Origin of the sequence: Thermophilibacter provencensis, from assembly GCF_030372065.1 — a bacterium.
Taxonomy (GTDB): domain Bacteria; phylum Actinomycetota; class Coriobacteriia; order Coriobacteriales; family Atopobiaceae; genus Thermophilibacter; species Thermophilibacter provencensis_A.
This window is the reverse complement of record NZ_JAUDEA010000006.1, coordinates 1-20,280: the sequence shown is the minus strand read 5'-3', so window position 1 is coordinate 20,280 and position 20,280 is coordinate 1. Positions and strand designations below refer to the sequence as shown.

Below are 20,280 nucleotides of genomic sequence, written 5' to 3'. Positions count from 1 at the left end.
CGCAGTCCTTGCGTGAGAATCGGAGGGGCGGCCCCCGTTGCCGTAACGAAGTTTCCTACGCGAGCTTGAGGAACTCCTGGTAGCCGCGATACGCCTCGTAGACGTCGGCCTTGCTCGTGGTCTCCCACGGCGCGTGCATGGAGAGCACGGGCACGCCGCAGTCGATTACGTTCATGCCGTAGGTGGCCAGGATGTAGGCGATCGTGCCGCCGCCACCGGCGTCCACCTTGCCGAGCTCGGCGGTCTGCCAGGAGACGCCGCCCTCGTCCATCACGCGACGGATGGTGGCCACGTACTCGGCGTCGGCGTCGTTGGAGCCGCCCTTGCCGCGCGATCCGGTGTACTTGTTGAACGTGAGGCCGTGGCCGAGGTAGCAGCTGTTCTTCGGCTCAAAGACGCTCGCGAACGTGGGGTCAAAGCCGGCCGAGACGTCGCTCGAGAGCATGTTGGAGTTGGCGAGGCAGCGGCGCAGGGCGAGCGGGCCGGTCTCGCCGGCGAGCTCGAGCACCTCGGCCATCGCGTCCTCAAAGAAGTGGCTCGTCATGCCCGTGGCGCCCACGGAGCCGATCTCCTCCTTGTCCACGAGCAGGCAGACGGCGGTGCGAGCGGGAGTCTCGCAGTCGAGCTGGGCGATGAGGCTCGTGTAGGCGCAGACGCGGTCGTCCTGACCGTAGCCGAGGATCATCGAGCGGTCGAGACCCAAGTCGCGCGCCGCGCCGGCGGGCACGATCTCGAGCTCGGCGGAGAGCAGGTCCTCCTCCTCGATGCCCAGGGTGTCCTTCAGGATGGCGATGACGCCGGCCTTGACGGGGCTCTTCTCGGCGTCCTCGTCCTTCTCGGCGCCCTCCTCGATGACGAGCGGGCGGTTGCCCACGAGCACGTCGAGCATCTCGCCCTCGATGACCTCGCTGGCCTTCTTGGACATCTGCTGCGCGCCGAGGTGGGGGAGCAGGTCGGTGATGCAGAAGACGGGGTCGGCCTCGTCCTCGCCGATGACCACGTTCACGACGCTGCCGTCCTTCTTGGCAACCACGCCGTGGATGGCGAGCGGCATGGTGACCCACTGGTACTTCTTGACGCCGCCGTAGTAGTGGGTGTCAAGGGTGACGAGCTCGTTCTTCTCCTCAACGGGGTCCTGCTTGACGTCGAGGCGCGGCGAGTCGATGTGCGCGCCGAGGATGTTGACGCCGGCCGTGAGGGGCTCGGTGCCCATGTGCAGGAGCATGAGGCTCTTGCCGCGGTTGACGGCGTAGACCTTGTCACCGGCCTTGAGCGGCTCGCCAGAGGCGATGCGCTCGGAGAGGTTGGCGTAGCCGGCCTCCTCGGCCATGGTCACGGCGGCGGCGCAGCACTCGCGCTCGGTCTTGTTCTCGGAGATGTAGGACTTGTAGCCCTCGCAGAGGTAGTGCAGCGCGTCGAGCTGCTCGGCGCTGTACTTCTTCCAGGCGTTCGGACGCTCCATAAAACGGATGCTCCCTTCTCGCAATTGATACAACGGCACACGATTCTAGGACAATGGGCAGGTGGCTGCCACTGTGCGCTCAACCGTGCAGAGAGCTGACAAACTTGGCCGCCAAAATATGCGCCTGAGACCGATTTCTCCCTTCTGTCGCGCTATCATTAATTCGTACGTCCTTTAGGGCTACCAACCAAATGGAGGTCAACATGCTCGTTAACGCTACTGCCATGCTCCAGGCCGCTGAGAAGGGCCACTACGCCGTCGGCGCCTTCAACACCAACAACCTCGAGTGGGCGTCCTCTATTCTCGACGCCGCCGAGGAGCTGCAGTCCCCGGTCATCATCCAGTGCACGAGCGGCGCCGCCAAGTGGCAGGTCAGCTACAAGATTGTCGCCGACATCGTGAAGCAGCTCGTCGAGGACAAGAACATCACCGTCCCCGTGGCGCTCCACCTTGACCACGGCACCTACGAGGACGTCTTCAAGTGCATTGAGGCCGGCTTCACCTCCGTCATGTACGACGGCTCCCACGAGGAGACCTTCGACCTCAACCTCAAGCGTACCGAGGAGGTCGTCAAGGCCGCGCACGCCAAGGGTATCTCCGTTGAGGCCGAGGTCGGCGGCATCGGTGGCGTCGAGGACGGCGTTGCCGGCATGGGCGAGATCGCCGACCCCAACCAGTGCAAGGCCATCGCCGACCTGGGCGTCGACTTCCTCGCCTGCGGCATCGGCAACATCCACGGCATCTACCCGGACAACTGGCAGGGCCTCTCCTTCGACGCCCTCTCCGCCATCAAGGAGAAGGTCGGCGACCTCCCGCTCGTCCTTCACGGCGGCACCGGCATCCCCGTTGACCAGATCAAGAAGGCCATCTCCCTCGGCGTCTCCAAGATCAACGTCAACACCGACCTCCAGGTCGTCTTTGCCGAGGCCACCCGCAAGTACATCGAGGAGGGCAAGGACCAGCAGGGTAAGGGCTACGACCCCCGCAAGCTCCTCAAGCCCGGCCGCGACGCCATCAAGGTCCGCACCGAGGAGCTCATGAAGGAGTTTGGCTCCGACGGCAAGGGCTGGGCGTAAGTCTGGCGAGAAGCACGTGCCCGCCACATAGGTATGCCGACGCCCGGTCCCGCAGCGCGCGGGGCCGGGCGTTCCTCTGACCTGACAAAGGTGACAGGGTAAGTTGTCATCATGACAACTTACCCTGTCACCTTTGTCACAGTCTTCACTACATGGGCTTGGCGGTGCAGGGGCCTTTCTCGCCGTCGGCGGGGTCGCGCACGAGGTCGGCGAGCGTCTTGGAGTCCAGGTAGCCGGCCGTCACGCGGCCGAGGTCGCGCCAGACGCTCACGGTGGGGCAGGAGTCAAGCTGCGGGCAGAGGGTCTCGTTGGTGCAGTCGAGGCAGCTCACGGGTGCGAGCGAGCCCTCCGCGGCGCGCAGGAGCTCGCCGAGCGTGTAGTCCTCCGGCTTGCGCGTGAGCTTGTAGCCGCCGCCCTTACCGCGCTGGCTCTCAACGTAGCCCGCCTTGTGCATGAGGGAGATGACCTGCTCCAGGTACTTGCGCGAGATGTGCTGGCGCCGCGCCACGTCACCGAGCGACACCCAGCCGTCGTGCGCGGCGAGGTCCGCCATCGCGCGCAGCGCGTACATTCCCTTGGTCGAGAACATCCCAGCCATCTCTCATCACCTCCAATGTTACGAAGGGACAGTCCCTTCGTAACATTCAATTACTCATTTCGCGCCTCGAGCATTTCGTCAAGCGTGCGCCAGGCGAGCTCGGCGCACTTCACGCGCGCCGGCATGTGCGCGATGTCGCGCAGCAGCACACCGTCCTCGAGCGCGTCGAGCGCCGCCTCGTCCGTCTCCTCGCCGCGCAGCATGCGCATGAAGAGGGCGCAGAGCTCGCGCGCCTCCTCGGGCGTCTTGCCAATCATGAGGTCGCTCATGATGTCGGCGCTCGCCTGGGAGATGGCGCAGCCGTGGCCGGTGAAGGCCGCCTCCTCGATGGTGCCGTCATCGGCAAAGCGCACGGAGAACGTGAGCTCGTCGCCGCAGGAGGGGTTCACGCCCTCGTGGCTGCAGTCGGCGTCCTCCATCTGGTACTTGTAGTCGGGGTGCGAGACGTGGTCCATGAAGGCCGCGTTGTAAAGGTCAGTCACTGCCATGGAAGATCCCCCAGACCTGAGTGAGGCCGTCGACCAGGCGGTCGACGTCGTTCTTGTCGTTGTAGAAGGCGAGGCTCGCGCGGCAGCAGGCGAGGTTCTCAACGCCGAGCCATGCGAGCAGCGGCTGCGCGCAGTGGTGGCCGGCGCGGATGCACACGCCGGAGGCGTCGAGGATGCTCGCCACGTCGTGCGGGTGGACGCCGCGCACGTTGAAGCTGATGACGCCGTGGTGGCGCGCCGCGTCCGCAGGGCCGATAAGGTCAATAAAGCCCAGCTCAGAAAGGCGCTCCATCGCGTAGGCCACAAGCTCTCCCTCGCGTGCGGCCACCGCGTCAAGCCCCACGGTCTCGGTGAGGTAGGAGAGCGCGGCGCCGGTGGCGTAGATGCCGGCGGCGTCCTGCGTGCCCGCCTCAAACTTCTCGGGAACGGGCGCCCAGGTGGCGTCCTGCTCGCGCACCGAGTCGATCATCTCGCCGCCGGTGAGCATCGGCGGCATCTGCTCCAGCAGGTCATGCCTGCCCCAGAGCACGCCCACGCCCATTGGCCCCATGGCCTTGTGGCCGGAGAACGCAAGGAAGTCCGCGCCCAGCTCGTCCACGTTGACGCGCAGGTGGGGGACGGACTGCGCCGCGTCCACGACCATGACGGCGCCCACGGCGTGCGCGGCGTCCGCGAGCTTGCGCGCGGGCAGCTCGCAGCCCATGACGTTGGAGACGTGCGCTGCGGAGACGATCTTGGTGCGCGGGCCGATCTTCTCGGCAATCTCAGCGTCCGTGAGCGTGCCGTCCTTCTCGGGATAGAGGTAGACGAGGCGCGCGCCGGCCGCACGGCAGGCCTCCTGCCACGGGATGAGGTTGGAGTGGTGCTCCATGATGGTGATGGCCACCTCGTCGCCGGGCCCCAGGACGCACGGCGAGAAGGACTTGGCCACGAGGTTCAGGCTCTCGCTCGTGTTGCGCGTGAAGATCACGTCGCGCGCGCCTGGGGCGCCGATAAGGGTTGCCACCTGCGCGCGCACGTCGGCGATGGCCGCGGTTGCCGCCACGGAGAGGCTGTAGAGGCCACGCAGCGGGTTGGCGTTCATGGTCTCGTAGAAGCGTCTCTGCGCGTCAAGCACGCAGGCCGGGCGCTGCGCGGTGGCCGCGCTGTCGAGAAACGCGATCTCGGGGTGGGACGCCAGTAGCGGGAAGTCCGCGCGGTAGGGGTTCTTGCGGATGTCCATCTCCTACGCCTCCTCGTCGAGCAGGGAGCCGGCGCCCGCCTCCACGACGGCGCGGGCCTCGGGGCAGGGGGCGTGCATGAGGGCGTCCTCGTAGAGGGCCTGAACGAAGAGCTGCTCGGCGTCCTCGCGGGAAAGCCCGCGGCTGGCGAGAAACGCCAGCTGCTCCGGGCTCACCGAGCCGATGGTGGCGCCGTGGTTGCCGGCCACGTCGTCCTCGTCGCAGAGTATCGTGGGCAGCGTCTTGTTGACCACGTCGTCGCCCAGCACGAGCACGGTCTCGGCCTCGTTGCCCTGCGCGCCCTTGGCGCCGTGAACGAGGTCGATCGTGGTGCGCAGGCTCTTCTTGGCCGCGTCCTCGAGCACGCCGTTGTAGCTGAGCTCGGAGCGCGTGTCGCGACCGCGCTGGCGGACGATCTCGTTGATGTCGAGGACCTCCGTGTCGCCGGCGTGGTAGCGGCAGCCGAGGTCAACACGCGCTCGCTCGCCCGCGAGCTCGCAGGCAAGGCCCAGCGCGACGGTGCCGCCGCCGAGCAGGTACTGGTGCACGTCCACGCGGGCGTCGCGCCCGCAGGTGATGCCCACGCTCTCAAGGTGCTGCTGGCCCGCGCCCACGCCCACGTACTCGTGCAGGTGCACGCGTGCCCCTGCCTCGGCGATGATACGCATGAGAGACGCGGACGTGCCGGACCTGACAAAGGTGACAGGGTCATCTGTCAGGTTTTTCTCGTCAGAAGAATCCTGAGGAAACCTGACAGATGACCCTGTCACCTTTGTCAGGTCCCCTGTGGTGACGACGATGGTGGCCTCGGCGCCTGCGCGGACCATGACGCCGGTATCGGCCACATCACCCGCTCCAACGCGGACCACGATCGGCTCCTCGCGCCTCTCGTCGCGCGGGACCTCCACGTAGCGGGCGCCGGCGGCCTGGGACTCGGCCCAGTCGGTGACCTCGCGGCCCATCCCGCACTCCACGCCCTCAAAGAGGCGCGGCAGCGAGAAGTACACGTCACCCTTGCGACTGTGCGCGGGCACCGTGAGCGTGATGTCGTTCGTGCGCAGGCGGTTCCACGTCTGCGCGGGGGCAACGTTGACGCGCTCGAGGGTGACCTCGGGCACGGCGCCTGCCTCGGGCGCCAGGTCCATATCGGCCATCATCCTATGGCCCCTTCCATCTCGAGCTTGATGAGGTTGTTCATCTCCACGGCATACTCCATCGGGAGCTCCTTGGAGACGGGGTTGGCAAAGCCGTTGACCACGAGCGTGCGCGCCTCGGCCTCGGAGCAGCCGCGGCTCATGAGGTAGAGCACCGTGTCGTCCGAGATGCGGCCGATCGTGGCCTCGTGGCCCACCTGCGCGGTGGCGTTGCGCACGTCCATCGCGGGGATGGTGTCGGAGCGCGAGATGTCGTCGAGCATGAGGCTCTGGCAGCTCACGCTGCAGCGCGCGCGGTCCGCATGCCGGCCGATGACCACCGAGCTGCGGAACGTGTTCACGCCGCCGTCCTTGGAGATGGACTTGGTGGAGACGGACGCCGTGGTGTCGGCGCCGTTCATGATCACCTTGCAGCCGGTGTCGAGGTCCTGCGTGGCGCCGGCAAAGGTGATGCCGGTGAACTCGCAGGTGCTGCGGTCGCCCGCCATGATGGTGGTGGGGTAGAGGTAGCTCACGTGGCTGCCAAAGCTGCCGGAGACCCACTCCATCTTGGAGTCCGCGCCAATGGTGGCGCGCTTGGTGTTGAGGTTGTACATGTTCTTGGACCAGTTCTCAATCGTGGAGTAGCGCAGGCGCGCGCCGTCCTTCACGAAGAGCTCCACCGCGCCGGCGTGGAGGTTGGCCTCGTAGTACTTGGGCGCGGAGCAGCCCTCGATGAAGTGCAGGTCCGCGCCGGGCTCCACGATGATGAGCGTGTGCTCAAACTGGCCCGCGCCCGCCGCGTTGAGGCGGAAGTAGCTCTGCAGCGGGTAGGGGAGCGTCACGCCGGCGGGCACGTAGACAAACGAGCCGCCGCTCCACACGGCGTAGTGCAGCGCGGCAAACTTGTGGTCGGTGGGCGGGATCAGCGTGCCGAAGTACTCGTGCACCACCGGCTCCCACTGCGGGTCGTGGAGGGCGTCCTCGATCGTGGTGTAGATGACGCCCTGCTCGGCCACCTCCTCGCGCATGTTGTGGTAGACGATCTCCGAGTCATACTGGGCGCCCACGCCGGCGAGGCTCTCGCGCTCCGCCTCGGGGATGCCCAGGCGCTCGAAGGTGTCCTTGATGTCGGCGGGCACGTCGTCCCAGCTCTTGGCCTGCTTGGTCTTGGGCGAGACGTACGTGGAGATGTGGTCAAGGTCCAGGCCCGCAATGCTCGGGCCCCAGTTCTCGGCCATCGGGCGCGCGTGGTAGAGCTCGAGCGCGCGCAGGCGCATCTCGAGCATCCACTCCGGCTCGTCCTTCTTGGCGGAGATCGCGCGGACGATCTCCGGCGTCAGGCCGTCGTCGTAGCGCTCGTAGCCCTCCTCGGACTTGGTGAAGTCGTAGAGGGAGCGGTCAACGTCGGCGACCTGCGTGCGCTTACGCTCCTCGCTCACTCGGCATCACCGGCCATGGGGCATCCCGGGCACTCGGCGCACGCCGCGTCGTCCTTCTCGCCCGCGCGCTCAAAGCGCTCGAAGCCGTTCTTGTCGATGTCGGCGATGAGGGACGCCGGGCCCTCGGCCACCATGCGCCCGCGCACCATGACGTGCGTGCGGTCCACCTCCAGGCGCTCGAGGATGCGCGTGTTGTGCGTGATCACGATGAGCGCGCCGCCCACCTGCTCGCGATACGCCTGGATGCCGCGCGAGACGATGCCCAGCGCGTCCACGTCCAGGCCCGAGTCGGTCTCGTCGAGAATGGCGAGCTTGGGCTGGAGCAAAAGCAGCTGCAGCATCTCGATTTTCTTCTTCTCGCCGCCTGAGAAGCCCACGTTGAGCTCGCGCATGAGGAAGCTCTGGTCAAGCTCCAGCTGGTCGGCAATGGCGCCCACGCGCTCGCGGAACTTGCGCGCGGTGGTCTTGAGCTCGGGGCGCATCTGGCAGATGGAGCGCAGGAAGCTGTAGAGTGGCACGCCGGGCACCTCGACGGGTGCCTGGTAGGAGAGGAAGATGCCGGCGAGCGAGCGCTTGTCGGCAGAGAGCTCCGTCACGTCCTGGCCGGCAAAGGCAATCGAGCCGGAGGTCACGCGATAGGCGGGGTCGCCCATGATGACGTGGCCGAGCGTGGACTTGCCGGCGCCGTTGGGGCCCATGAGGACGTGGCACTCGCCCTCGCCCACGGTGAGGTCGATGCCGTGCAGGATGGGCTTGTCCTCGGTGCCCGCCGAGAGCGCGCTCACGTTGAGAAGCTGCGTTGCCATGGTTCACCTTTCCTTATGCAGAGGGGCGGCCCCCGCACGTCGTTTCTTTCGCCTAATTCATAGTAATGAGTGGGGAATTAAAGGCAAGGGGCGGGCGAGAAAAACTCTGCCCTTCACGATAATCCCTCCTTGCTTGGGGGGATTTTGGGAAACGTCGCGCCCCGGCGCCTGCGGGCGCCTCCTCAGGAGAGCAGGTACCGCTCGACGAAGTCCGCGAAGCCGTCCTCCGAGTTGGGGCGCGCCACCATGTCCGCTGCCGCGCGGGCCTCGTCCGTGGCGTTGCCCATTGCCACGCCCAGCCCGGCGGTGCGCAGCATGTCGGCGTCGTTGCCGGCGTCCCCGATGGCGCAGACCTCCCGGAGGTCGAGCCCCATGGCGCGGCTGAGCGCGCGCAGCCCCGTTGCCTTGGTGACGCCGAGCGGGCCAAACTCCGCGTTGCCTGTTGCAGAGGCGGCGTGCTCCAGGCCAAAGCGCCCGGCGAGCGGGGAGAAGTCCTCGTAGCGCCAGCGGTCGCAGAAGTGCGCGCCCACCTTGAGCGCCCCGATGCCCTCGGACTCTATGCGATCCGCCGCGTGCTCGACGATGGGCTCGTCCCACGGGTTGTATCCCATGATGTCGAGAAGCACCTCGAGGCTCTCGCAGGAGGCTATCCGCGTTCCCGCCTCGTCGTCGAGGCAGGTGTAGGTGACGACGCCCGGGCGCTCGAGCTCGCGCACGAGGTCCGCGGCAACGTCCGCGGCGATGACCTCGTGGACAAAGTAGACGTTCTTCTCGACGTCGAGCACCACGGCGCCGTTTGCGGCTATGACGTAGCGAAAGCCGTCCATCCCCAGCACCTGGCTAAAGAGCTTCTGGTGGGCGCGGCCGGTTGTGGGCACGGGCTCGATGCCGCGCTCGCGCAGGGAGAGGATGGCCCTTCTCGCCCGGGGCGTGACGGACCTGTCCGGTGCGAGAAAGGTTCCGTCAAGGTCGAAGGCAAGGAGCTTGATGTCGCGCGCGGTCTTCATGGGTCCCCCTCGCAGTGGCGTGCCGTCCGCACAAGGATAGCGCTGTTGGTGTGCGGCGCAGTGCGCTTTTCCGCCGCGTTACGCTTGGCCCGCCGCCTGCCCGGCGAGAAGTACGATGGCTCGTGTTTGCGAGGGGAGGTTATCCGCACATGGATGCGTGGAAGCGGCTCGGCGGCTTCATCGGGAGCCACATGGCGTTCATATCGCCGGCGTGCGTGGTGCTCGGGGTGCTGTTTCCGGAGATCGGCGTCCTTCACCCGCTGGTGACGCCGCTCTTTGCGTTCATGACCTTCCAGAGCGCGCTTTCCAACACCTTTGGCAACCTCGGGCGCGTTCTGCGCCACCCCGCTCCCATGATCGTCTCGCTGGCGCTCGCGTCCGTGGCGATGCCGTGCGTGGCCTGCGGCCTTGCCACGCTGCTCTTTGGGTCTGACCCCAATCTCGTCTGCGGCGTGGTGCTCGAGTACAGCGTCCCCATTGCCGTGGTTGCCGCCATGTGGACCAACATGCTCGGGGGCGACCCGTCGCTCGCGCTCGCGACGATCCTCGTCTCCACCGTGGCGGCGCCCTTCTCCATCCCCTTTACGCTGCACGCCCTTCTCGGCCAGACCGTCGAGGTTGACGCGGCGCGGATGATGGGGGAGATGGTGGTCTCCATAGCGCTGCCCGCGCTTCTGGGCACGGCGGCAAACGACCTCACGCGCGGGCGGGCGGCGCGCGAGCTCTCCCCGGTGATAGCGCCGGCGGCAAAGATCGCGCTCGTGCTCGTGGTGCTCACCAACTCGACGGGGGTTGCGCCCTACGTTCGCAACCTCACGCCCGTGCTGGTTGGGGTGGCGGCGTTCATCTGCGTGTTTGCCACGTGCGGCTATGCGCTGGGGCTTCTCGCCGCGCGGCTCATGCGCCGTCCTGAGGCGCAGGTTGCCACGATGACCTATCTCGTGGGCATGCGCAACATTTCCGCGGGCGCCGTCATCGCGGGGGAGTACTTTCCGGGGGAGGTCATGTTTCCGGTGGTCATCGGGACGCTCTTTCAGCAGGTTCTCGCGGCGCTCTACGGCAGCCTTCTGCGGCGGATGAGGGCGCGTGGCGGGGCGTCGGAACAATAACGCGGTTAGGGTTCCTGAAATACGCCCATCCTTCAACAAAAGACCTGTCGGGGCAATTCTTTAAGGTAACCAGACCGCGTTAGTTTCCGGAGAGGGACGAGCAACTAGCGGCGGAACCGCTCGGAGCGCGGCCGACCGCTGTCGAGGATGACGGCGAGTCCGGCAAACACGACGATGGCGATGAAGATGACCTTCTTCATGGTGGCCTCCCTAAGACGAGTGCCTGGCTGTTGGCTTAATCCTCGCAGGTGAGCGGGGCGGGGGCCATCGATGAGGCTTACTCCCGGCTTTCGGTTTTGTAAGGTTTGGCTGCCGGGGGCCGTGGCACGCCCTACCGCTCGTTGCTCTGAGGGTATGCGCACAGTTCAAAACCTGATGTGTTTTTCTCAGCTCCCCTACCTGCGGATACAATTTTTGCAACCAGTTTAAAAAAACTAACTGTGCGCATACCCTCCGGAATGGCGCAAAGGCGGCGGGCGGCGCGGGCCGTGCGCTATACTTGTTCGGCGAAAAACGACGAGTTGCGAGAAGGGACCCGTAATGGGACAGAAGGTTCAGGGCACCGAGGACCTCTTTGGCGGCTACATGCGCGCCTGGCAGCGCATGCAGGACGTGGCGCGCGAGCTTTTTGGCGCCTACGGCTTTGACATGATCGAGACGCCGGCCATCGAGCAGGTGGACACCTTCGTTCACGGCATCGGCGAGTCTACGGACGTGGTTCGCAAGGAGATGTTCCGCGTGGTCTCCGGCGCGCTTTTCGGCGACCTGCTGGAGAAGGGCAGCGAGGCGCACCTCAAGCCGCGCCAGCGCATGGCCATGCGCCCCGAGGGTACGGCCGGCGTGGTGCGCGCCGCGGTGGAGAACAACTTCGTGCCGCAGGGCGCCGCTCCCGCAAAGCTCTGGTACGCCGAGGCGATGTTTCGCGGCGAGCGCCCGCAGAAGGGGCGCCTGCGCCAGTTCCACCAGGTGGGCGTCGAGTGGCTTGGCGCGAGCGACCCTGCGGCGGACGCCGAGTGCATCATCATGCTCATGGAGTACTTCGAGCGCCTGGGCTTTAAGCGTGATGACCTGCGGCTCGTTATCAACTCGATGGGAGATGCCGCGTGCCGTCCCGCCTACCGCGAGAAGGTCCGCGCGTTCATCCTGGATCACGCGGACGAGATGTGCGAGGACTGCCTCGAGCGCGCGCAGATTAACCCCCTGCGTGCCTTCGACTGCAAGAACGACCACTGCCGCGAGGTCATGAAGGGCGCGCCGCTCGCGCCGGACAACCTCTGCGAGGAGTGCGCCGCCCACTACGCGGCCGTCAAGCGCTACCTGGATGCGGCGGGCGTGGCCTACGTCGAGGACCCCACGCTCGTGCGCGGCCTGGACTACTACACCCGCACGGTCTTTGAGGTCGAGGCCGTGGGCTCGGGCGTGGGCGCCATCGGCGGCGGCGGTCGCTACGACGGCCTCGTGGAGCTCGAGGGCGGCAAGCCCACGCCGGGCCTGGGCTTTGCGGTGGGCTTCGAGCGCATTGCCCTCGCGCTCGCGGCTGCGGGCGTGGAGATGGGCGGCGAGGAGCCGAGCTGCGTCTACGTTGCCTGCACCGGCGGCGAGGCGGAGCGCGCGGCGGCCTTCGAGGCGCGCCTGGCCCTGCGCGGCGCCGGAGTCCGTGCCGAGGCCGACTACCAGGGGCGCTCGCTTAAGTCCCAGTTCAAGCAGGCCGATAAGCTCCGCGCTCGCCTCTGCGTGGTCATCGGCGGCGACGAGGTGGCGGCCGGCGCGGCAACCCTTCGCGACATGGGGACCCATGAGCAGGTTCAGGTGCCGGCCGCGGAGCTCGTGGACGCGGTTCTCGCCCGCCTGGAGTAGGGGCCTCTCGGCACGGCGCCTGATAGGTCAACCTGTCACGCTATGGGAGGTTTTGCGCTCGCAAGGCCTCCAGCGTTTTTCTTCAGGCGTTTCCGGGAGGTGCTTTGCGGGTTTTGGGCAAAACCCTTTATATTGCGAGCCGCGTGGTCGGGTTTTTGCCAGCGTTTGCCCAGATAGCGCACGCGAGAAGGTCCCCGAGACACTCGACTGCATCAAAGATTTTGCCCAAAACTGGCAGCGGAGGACGCGGCGATCTGGGTACCAGCCAAAGACCACGCTGTCACCCTGTGCGTGGCTCCAGCGCCCCCCTCTGGGCAACGAGCGGCTCCGCAAACCCGGGGTGTGGTACGGTCTTGTGCATGGACGAGCTGCGCATCATATACGAGGACGAGGTTCTTCTCGCCTGCGACAAGCCCGCGGGGATGCTCGTGCACTCCGACGGCACGCCCTCCCGCACGCTCACGGATGCCGTGGCCGAGCACCTGGCCGCAGCCGGTCGCCCGGACGTGCGCCCGCAGGCGGTGCAGCGCCTTGACGTGGAGACCACGGGCCTCACGCTCTTCTCGCTGGACAAGGCAACGCAGGGCGCGCTCGACGCCCAGGTGGCGGGCCACGGTATGCGCAAGCGCTACCTCGCCGTGGTGGCGGGGCGCTTCCCCTGGGCAAATCGGGTCGTCAGTGTGCCCATCGGCCGTGACCGCCACAACGCGCGGCGCATGCGCGCCTGTCGCCCGGGGCAGGGCAAGTCGGCAGAAACGCGCGTCACGAGGCTTTCCGAGAAGGGCGGCCGCTCGCTGCTCTTGCTGGAGCTCGTGACGGGGCGGCGCCACCAGATTCGCGTGCACCTGGCCTCCCTGGGCTTCCCCCTGGTGGGAGACGCCCTCTACGGCGGGGCGAGAAGCGCCTCGGGCCTTCTGCTCCACGCCTGGAGCGAGGACGTCATCCATCCCGTTAGCGGAGAGCGCCTGCACCTTGAGACCGCGTGGCCCGAGCGCCTCTGGCCGGAGCGCCCGGCGGGAGCGTGAAGAACGCACCCCTCGCGTACCCCGACCTGTGCGATACTAGACGTACAGAGGGGAGCGCTTCTGAGGGGGAGCGCCGCACGTATGAGACCAACCCAGGAGAGGGGCACCGATGGCAGATACCATGCGTGGCGTCTACACCAACCTGACCGAGATCCGCCGCAACGTCTTTTCCAACGTCGCCAAGATTGCCTACGACATGAAGGAAGACGACGAGAAGACCACGCGCCGCAAGATTCGCGACCTCCCGTACGAGATCATCCCCGGCGACGTTGCCACCTACCGCGAGTCGGTCTTCCTGGAGCGCGCGATCGTCGAGCAGCGCATCCGCCTGGCCATGGGCCTGCCGCTGCAGGGCGTGGACAAGCGCGAGAGCCTCACGGACGGCCTGGCGGACGCCTCGGTGCCCGAGACCTACTACGAGCCGCCCCTGGTGAACGTCATCAAGTTTGCCTGCAACGCGTGCGCCGACAACACCTACCGCGTGACCGACGCCTGCCAGGGCTGCCTCGCGCACCCCTGCCGCGAGATCTGCCCCAAGGGCGCCATCTCGTTCAAGGACAAGAAGGCCTACATCGACCAGGAGAAGTGCATCCACTGCGGCATGTGCTTCAACACCTGCCCCTATCACGCCATCCAACACCAGGTGCGCCCCTGCGCGGACGCCTGCGGCATGCACGCCATCGGCTCCGACGAGCACGGCCGCGCGCAGATTGACTACGAGAAGTGCGTCTCCTGCGGCCAGTGCCTCATCAACTGCCCGTTTGGCGCCATCGCCGACAAGAGCCAGATCTTCCAGGTCATCCAGGCCATCAACCGCGGCGACGAGGTCATCGCCGAGGTGGCGCCGGCCTTTGTGGGCCAGTTCGGCGGCAAGGGCAACGTCGACAAGCTGCGCCAGGCCTTCACGATGCTCGGCTTCTCCGGCATGGAGGAGGTGGCCGTGGGCGCCGACCTCTGCACCGTCCAGGAGGCTGAGGACTTCATGGAGGAGGTGCCCGAGAAGATCCCGTTCATGGGAACCTCGTGCTGCCCGGCCTGGTCGGTCATGGCCAAGACCGAGTTCCCGCAGTACGCCGAGTGCATCTCGATGGCGCTCACGCCCATGACGCTCACGGCGCGCCTGCTGCGCCAGCAGCACCCCAACGCCAAGATCGTCTTCGTGGGGCCGTGCTCGGCAAAGAAGCTCGAGGCCATGCGCAAGTCCGTGCGCTCCGAGGTGGACTTCGTGCTCACCTTTGAGGAGATGATGGGCATGATGAAGGCGCGCGGCATCGACGAGTACACCAAGCTCGAGGGCGAGGGCAGCTCGGACTTTGAGGTCGCCTCAGCCGACGGCCGCGGCTTCGCCGTTGCGGGCGGCGTTGCCAACGCCGTGGTCAACGCCATCAAGGTGATGGACCCCGAACGCGAGGTCAACGTCGTCAACGCCGAGGGTCTCGAGAACTGCCGCAAGATGATGAAGGATGCCGTCAAGGGCAAGTACCCCGGCTACCTGCTCGAGGGCATGGCCTGCCCGGGCGGCTGCGTGGCCGGCGCCGGCACGCTGCAGTCGATCAACAAGACCGCGGCGGCCGTCAAGCGCTACTCCAAGAAGTCCCCGCACGCCAACGCCACGGAGAACACCTTCCGCGACAAGATCCCCTCGCTCGAGCGCGAGGAGGACGGCAAGTAGTCCTGTAGGGGACGTCACAACCGAGTCTTTGTGCGGCCCGGCCGGTTTTCCGGTCGGGCCGCCCTCTTGCCGCGCCGAGAAAGGCGGCCCTCTGTACCAGCCCTCGCGCGACGCGCCGAGAAAATCCCGCCCCTGTGCCGCTTCTCACATTCCGCGCCGAGAAAAACCTACCGCTGTACCATGGCGCGAGTCGTGAGGGCCGTCATGCGGCAGCGCTCTGGTACAGAGGCCCGCTCTTCTCGGCATTTGCTAGCACAGGCGCGGGTTTTTCTCGGCATCAGCGTTTGGGGACGGTGCCCGGCCTGGGCTTCCGTGTACAGAGGGCGGCTTTTCTCGGCCGCTCTCTCAAAAAGTGGTACAGAGGGTCGCCTTTCTCGGCACAGGCTCGCGGCGGTGCCCGGAACGCTATCATGGTGGCCGTTCACTGACCGCTCACCCTCATGCTGGGAGACACATGCTCAAGGTAGACCGCGCCATCCTCCACGTCTTTGACTTTGACTCCGGGTCCACGTACCTCTCGGAGCGCCCGCTCGACCTCACCGTCCGCGCGACGCGCTCCTACGTGCAGCGCCACCTGCGCAAGATCTCGTCCAACGCGGAGAGCCGCCACGGGGAGTTCTCCCCTGACTCCGGTTTTGCGGGGGAGCTCCAGCGCTACCTGGCGGGGGAGCGCGAGTTCGTGGAGTTCTCCTGCGAGATCGCGCAGTGGTTCTGGGAGGAGCTGCGCCGCGCGGAGGACCTCGAGCAGTGCGATCTTCTTGTTGCGGACTTCTCTGACACGGACGCGGGTGCCGTGGACGCGCTCTCCACGGACGCCGAGGTCGACGCCGCCTTTGACGGCCCGGCGGGGAAGCGCTTCTTTGCCGTGGTGCTGCTGCCGCGCAAACAGGCCTTTGTCCACGAGGTGGGTGGGGACGCCAACGACATCTCCCGCGTGGACGCCACGCTGCCCAACCCCTCGCAGAAGGTGGCGAGCTACGTGCTGGTTGACGCGGAGACCGGCTCGATCGACTTCCATGACAAGGAGCGCTCCGTTGGCGGCGAGAAGGTCATGGTGATTCCCGAGCGCTTCCTGCAGTGCACGAGCAAGGCGTCGAGCCACGAGGTCATCGACGAGGTGAACGTCATCGTGCGCGACGTTGCCGAGGAGTTTGGCCTCACGCCGGCCGTCGAGGTCGGGCGCGCCAAGGCGCTCGTCGCGCGGACCGCTGACGTGGAGGAGTCCTTCTCGCCCGTTGAGGTGGGGCGTGCCGTGTTTGCCGAGAAACCCGAGGTCGCCGAGCGCTTTGAGCAGCGCGTGGCCGAGGCGCGGCTTCCGGAGGAGGCGCCCGTGCGCCGCGGCGTGGCCAACCGCCTCACGAAGAGCCACAAGATTCGCACGGACACCGGCGTTGAGATCACCTTCCCCTCAGAGCTTGCCGAGAAGCCCGGCTACCTGGACTTCTCCACCGACGCCGAGGGGCGCATCACCATCACCGTGGGTAACGTCGCCAAGATCGAGAACCGCTAGCGCCCGGGCAGTCGGGGCGGGCACGACAGGGGTGATGACAAAGGTGACAGGGTAGATTGTCATCATGAAGCCCATGATGACAATCTACCCTGTCACCTTTGTCATCACCCTTAGCCAGATGTTCATATCGTGGCCGTATGGATTTGCTACTAGAATAGGGGGGCGTGTCATTTGCACCCTATTCGTACCCGAGGAGACTTCATGTCCCTAAAGCACGTGCCCATTGGCGATGTTGTCGCGTCTCGCTCCGTCACGCGCCGCGACGCGCTGAGGCTTCTCATAGGCGCCGGTATCTGCGCCACCTTCTACCCCTCGGTCGCTCTCGCCACGTCCACCCAGGAGAAGCTCGATGCCGCGCAGCTTGACTACGAGGAGGCACAGGCCGAGCTCGAGGCGCTCGGTCTGGAGGTCGAGGAGGCCGCCTCGGCCCTTGGCCAGACGTCTGCCCAGGTGAGCGACCTCTCCCAGCAGATCGACACCAAGCAGGGAGAGATCGACACCAAGCAGGGCGAGATCGACACCAAGCAGGGCGAGATCGACACCAAGCAGGGCGAGATCGACACCAAGCAGGCGGACATCGAGCGCAAGCAGAGCATCCTCGCCGAGCGAATGAGCTCGTCGTACAAGGCCGGCTCGAGCTCCACGATCGACCTGATCTTCTCGTCCGCGACCATCGAGGAGCTGACGAGCAACATCTACTACCTCGACAAGGTCAGCCAGGCGGACGCCCAGATGATTGACGACGTCAAGACCCTCAAGGCAGAGCTCGAGGTCGAGAAGGCCAACCTCGAGGTCGAGAAGGCAAGCCTCGAGCAGGAGAAGAGCGCCCTCGAGACGGAGAAGGCCAGCCTCGAGGTCCAGCGCAGCGAGCTTCAGGGCCTCCAGGCAACGCAGCTCTCCCAGCTCGAGGAGGTTCGCGCCCGCCAGGCCGCGTCAGAGGAGCTGGTGAGCAGCCTCTCCGACGAGGTCAAGGAGCTCATGGAGAAGCGTGACGCCGAGCTTCTCGCCGCCCAGCAGGCGGCAGAGGAGGCACGCCGCCAGCAGGAGCTCCAGCAGGGCAGCACGTGGACCGGCGGCAACACCGCGGTCCTTGGGACGGGCTCGCTCTCCGACGTGGTGAACGCCGCGTACTCCACGCCGTCGCCGGGCTCCGGCCTGTGCGCCGCGTGGGTGTCCAACGTCTTCCGTCGCGCCGGGGTGGGCTCGTTCTACGGCAACGCGGACGACATGTTCTACTCGTGGTGCGGGCACCCGACCTCTGAGATTCAGCCGGGCATGATCGTGGCCACCCCGACCGTCCCGTACAGCTCGGCCGCCATCATCTATGGCCACGTGGGCATCTACGTGGGAGATGGCGTGGTGCGCGACAACGCGAGCGGCCGCCTTCGCACGACGAGCCTCTCCCAGTGGGTGAGCGACTACAGCGTCTCCGTTACCGTCCGGTGCGGCTGGCTCGGGGGCATTGCCCTCTCGTAGGAGCCGGGAAACCCAGTGCGGGCGGCGATCAGGTGTTTCGAGCGACCCTCGACACCGGTCGCCGCCCTTTTGCGTCAACCGGCCCTTTTGGGGTGCCACGGGCGTTTCCGTACACATGGTCAAGGAGCAGATCGGCTACGTGCCCTACCTCACGCGCTTTCCGGGCGGGGCGTCCAACACGATCTCGGCCAACTACTGCGCGGGCATCATGACCGCGCTCGTTGAGGACGTCCAGGCGCGCGGCTACCAGTTCTATGACTGGAACGTGAGCTCCGCCGACGCCTCGGGCACCAACGTGGCGGTGGACACGCTCGTGCAGAGCTCGTGCGTGGAGGGCTACACCAACGTCATGCCCCTCTTCCACGACTCCAGCACCAAAGACACCACGCCCGACGCGCTGCCGCAGATCATCGAGTACTACCAGGAGCGCGACTATAAGTTCGAGCCCATCACGCGCGAGGCGTTTGTCTGCCACCACGGCGTGAACAACTAGCGCCGTCGCGAGGCGGGGCGCGGGCACTTCTCGCCTGTGTTTTGCGCGGCCGCTGGTGAGAAAAGCCGGGTTTTGGGTTTTGAGACCTCGCGCGCTGCGGGGGATGCCCCCACGTGAGCACTTCTCGAGGTTGTGGGGCAAATCTTTTATGTTGACGGCCGACCCGGGCGCTCAAATCCTCCTTTTGAGTCAGCGTCGGGGACGTTTTCCAAGTTGACGCTGGCGAGAAGAGCGCGCGCTCGCCGCTCTGGGCCCAACTCCATCAAACGCTTTGCCCAAAACCTCCCGTTTTGGTTGGGCGAGAAGAGCATGGGCGCGACACCGCTTCCCGTCACTGTCTTGTCACCTGTCAAGCAAGCTGTATACTGACATGGTTTGCCGACGAGGGGAGCAAGCATGCTGACAGACGAGCTGCGTGCCGAGGTGGCGCGCCTCAAGGCGGAGCGCGACGCCGTGGTCCTGGCCCACTACTACGTGCCGCCCGAGGTCCAGGAGCTCGCGGACCACGTGGGGGACTCCTTTGCCCTCGCCAAGCTCGCCGCAACGCTCACGTGCCGCACCCTGGTCTTTGCCGGCGTGAGCTTCATGGCGGAGAGCGCCAAGCTCCTCTCGCCGGAGAAGACCGTCCTTATGCCTGAGCCCACGGCCGACTGCCCGATGGCTCACATGGTGCGCCGCGAGACCGTGGACGCCGCGCGCGAGCGCTATGGCGACGAGCTTGCCGTGGCGTGCTACGTCAACTCCACGGTGGAGGTCAAGTCGTGGTCTGACGTCTGCGTGACCTCGTCAAACGCTGTCAAGATCGTTCGGGCGCTCCCGCAGGTAAACGTGCTCTTTGTGCCCGACCGCCATCTCGGCAGCTTTGTGGCCGAGCAGGTGCCCGAGAAGAACGTCATTCTGAACGACGGGTTCTGCCCCATCCACCAGGACATCTCCGCCGACGAGGTCCGCGCGCTCAAGGAGGCGCACCCGGGCGCCCCGGTGCTCGCGCACCCCGAGTGCGGCCCGGAGGCCATGGCGCTTGCGGACTTTGCGGGCTCCACGTCGCAGATCATCGAGGTGGCCGTGGCCGGGGAGGCGCTCGACTACATCATCCTCACCGTGGACGGCGTCCGCGGCGAGCTGGAGCGCCGCTGCGGGGGCACGGGCAAGCGCTTTCACTTTCCGCCCACGCGCCCGGTCTGCCCGGACATGGCGCGCATCACCGTCGAGCGCCTCGTGGCGTGCTTGCGTGAGGGCACCGGCGCCGTGGACCTGCCGCCCGCCGCGGTTGCCGAGGGCGCGCGCCGCACGCTCACCCGCATGCTTGAGCTCGGGGCCCGCTGATGTCCCCCCGTCTGCACGCGGGGGACCGCCCCCAATTAACACAGGCGTTTGATGGCGTGATCGACTGCGACGTCGTGATCGTCGGCTGCGGCGTTGCCGGGCTCTACTGCGCGCTCAACCTGCCGAGGGCGCTCTCGGTGGTCCTGCTCTCCAAGGAGGCCGTGGACCACTGCGACTCCATGCTCGCCCAGGGCGGGATCTGCGTCCTGCACGACCCGGACGACTACGAGTCGTTCTTCGAGGACACGCTGCGCGCCGGTCACTACGAGAACCGCCTGGAGAGCGTGGACCTCATGATCCGCGCGAGCCGTCCCATCATAGATGACCTCATCAAGCGCGGCGTGCGCTTTTCCCGCAGGCCGGACGGCGAGCTCGACTACACGCGCGAGGGCGCCCACTCTCGCCCGCGCATCCTCTATCACGAGGACGTCACGGGCAAGGAGATTACCACGCGCCTGCTGGCGTGCGCGCGCGAGCTGCCCCACGCCCGCATCCTCGAGCACACCTGCATGACCGACATCCTGGAGGGCTTTGAGGGAAGCGGGCGGCGCGTGTGCCGCGGCGTCGTGGCAACGGGCCC

At 66.6% G+C, this 20,280-nt stretch carries 18 protein-coding genes; 10 read left to right on the top strand and 8 right to left on the bottom strand.

Annotation, left to right across the window (positions count from 1 at the left end; all coding sequences use genetic code 11):
* Window positions 1-55 precede the first annotated feature (55 nt).
* Window positions 56-1,462, bottom strand: coding sequence for an aminopeptidase (locus QUW25_RS05080; RefSeq protein WP_289511138.1), 1,407 nt, complete (start codon window positions 1,460-1,462; stop codon window positions 56-58).
* Window positions 1,463-1,665: 203 nt separating this feature from the next.
* Here QUW25_RS05080 and fba point away from each other — a divergent pair, with 203 nt between their 5' ends.
* On the top strand, window positions 1,666-2,538 hold the full coding sequence (fba, locus tag QUW25_RS05075; RefSeq protein WP_289511137.1) for a class II fructose-1,6-bisphosphate aldolase: 873 nt from the start codon (window positions 1,666-1,668) through the stop codon (window positions 2,536-2,538).
* 148 nt (window positions 2,539-2,686) lie between these two features.
* Here fba and QUW25_RS05070 read toward each other — a convergent pair whose 3' ends face one another.
* From QUW25_RS05070 to QUW25_RS05040, 7 genes are all read right to left on the bottom strand, one after another.
* A complete protein-coding gene (locus QUW25_RS05070) occupies window positions 2,687-3,136 on the bottom strand; it encodes an RrF2 family transcriptional regulator (RefSeq protein WP_289511136.1) in 450 nt (149 codons plus the stop codon).
* A 50-nt stretch (window positions 3,137-3,186) separates the two neighbouring features.
* Window positions 3,187-3,624, bottom strand: coding sequence for a Fe-S cluster assembly sulfur transfer protein SufU (sufU, locus tag QUW25_RS05065; protein WP_289511135.1), 438 nt, complete (start codon window positions 3,622-3,624; stop codon window positions 3,187-3,189).
* Window positions 3,611-4,846 (bottom strand): aminotransferase class V-fold PLP-dependent enzyme, encoded by a 1,236-nt coding sequence (locus tag QUW25_RS05060; RefSeq protein WP_289511134.1) that lies wholly within the window; start codon window positions 4,844-4,846, stop codon window positions 3,611-3,613. Before QUW25_RS05060 ends, sufU begins: the two co-directional genes overlap by 14 nt.
* A 3-nt stretch (window positions 4,847-4,849) precedes the next feature.
* On the bottom strand, window positions 4,850-5,998 hold the full coding sequence (locus QUW25_RS05055; RefSeq protein ID WP_289511133.1) for a SufB/SufD family protein: 1,149 nt from the start codon (window positions 5,996-5,998) through the stop codon (window positions 4,850-4,852).
* A complete protein-coding gene (sufB, locus tag QUW25_RS05050) occupies window positions 5,998-7,419 on the bottom strand; it encodes a Fe-S cluster assembly protein SufB (protein WP_289511132.1) in 1,422 nt (473 codons plus the stop codon). Before sufB ends, QUW25_RS05055 begins: the two co-directional genes overlap by 1 nt.
* Window positions 7,416-8,225: a Fe-S cluster assembly ATPase SufC gene (sufC, locus tag QUW25_RS05045; RefSeq protein WP_289511131.1), complete on the bottom strand. Its 810-nt coding sequence runs from the start codon at window positions 8,223-8,225 to the stop codon at window positions 7,416-7,418. Before sufC ends, sufB begins: the two co-directional genes overlap by 4 nt.
* 182 nt (window positions 8,226-8,407) lie before the next feature.
* Window positions 8,408-9,232 (bottom strand): HAD family hydrolase, encoded by an 825-nt coding sequence (locus QUW25_RS05040; protein ID WP_289511130.1) that lies wholly within the window; start codon window positions 9,230-9,232, stop codon window positions 8,408-8,410.
* 149 nt (window positions 9,233-9,381) lie between these two features.
* Between QUW25_RS05040 and QUW25_RS05035 the strand changes: the two genes are divergently transcribed.
* From QUW25_RS05035 to QUW25_RS04995, 9 genes are all read left to right on the top strand, one after another.
* A complete protein-coding gene (locus QUW25_RS05035; protein ID WP_289511129.1) occupies window positions 9,382-10,341 on the top strand; it encodes a bile acid:sodium symporter family protein in 960 nt (319 codons plus the stop codon).
* Between the two features lie 540 nt (window positions 10,342-10,881).
* The gene (hisS, locus tag QUW25_RS05030; protein WP_289511128.1) at window positions 10,882-12,198 is read left to right on the top strand and encodes a histidine--tRNA ligase; all 1,317 of its coding nucleotides are present in this window, start codon (window positions 10,882-10,884) and stop codon (window positions 12,196-12,198) included.
* A gap of 359 nt (window positions 12,199-12,557) precedes the next feature.
* The gene (locus QUW25_RS05025) at window positions 12,558-13,223 is read left to right on the top strand and encodes an RluA family pseudouridine synthase (RefSeq protein WP_289511127.1); all 666 of its coding nucleotides are present in this window, start codon (window positions 12,558-12,560) and stop codon (window positions 13,221-13,223) included.
* Between the two features lie 109 nt (window positions 13,224-13,332).
* Entirely contained in the window at window positions 13,333-14,895 is a 1,563-nt protein-coding gene (locus QUW25_RS05020; RefSeq protein ID WP_289511126.1) for a 4Fe-4S dicluster domain-containing protein, read from the top strand.
* Between the two features lie 454 nt (window positions 14,896-15,349).
* A complete protein-coding gene (locus QUW25_RS05015) occupies window positions 15,350-16,405 on the top strand; it encodes a nucleoid-associated protein (RefSeq protein WP_289511125.1) in 1,056 nt (351 codons plus the stop codon).
* 201 nt (window positions 16,406-16,606) lie between these two features.
* Complete coding sequence (locus tag QUW25_RS05010; protein WP_289511124.1) at window positions 16,607-17,881, top strand: coiled-coil domain-containing protein; 1,275 nt, start codon at window positions 16,607-16,609, stop codon at window positions 17,879-17,881.
* A gap of 115 nt (window positions 17,882-17,996) precedes the next feature.
* Window positions 17,997-18,374, top strand: coding sequence for a hypothetical protein (locus QUW25_RS05005; RefSeq protein ID WP_289511123.1), 378 nt, complete (start codon window positions 17,997-17,999; stop codon window positions 18,372-18,374).
* A 396-nt stretch (window positions 18,375-18,770) separates the two neighbouring features.
* The gene (nadA, locus tag QUW25_RS05000; protein WP_289511122.1) at window positions 18,771-19,700 is read left to right on the top strand and encodes a quinolinate synthase NadA; all 930 of its coding nucleotides are present in this window, start codon (window positions 18,771-18,773) and stop codon (window positions 19,698-19,700) included.
* A gap of 56 nt (window positions 19,701-19,756) precedes the next feature.
* Window positions 19,757-20,280, top strand: a 524-nt coding sequence (locus QUW25_RS04995; protein ID WP_289511121.1) for an FAD-dependent oxidoreductase, incomplete at its 3' end; no start/stop codon positions are given.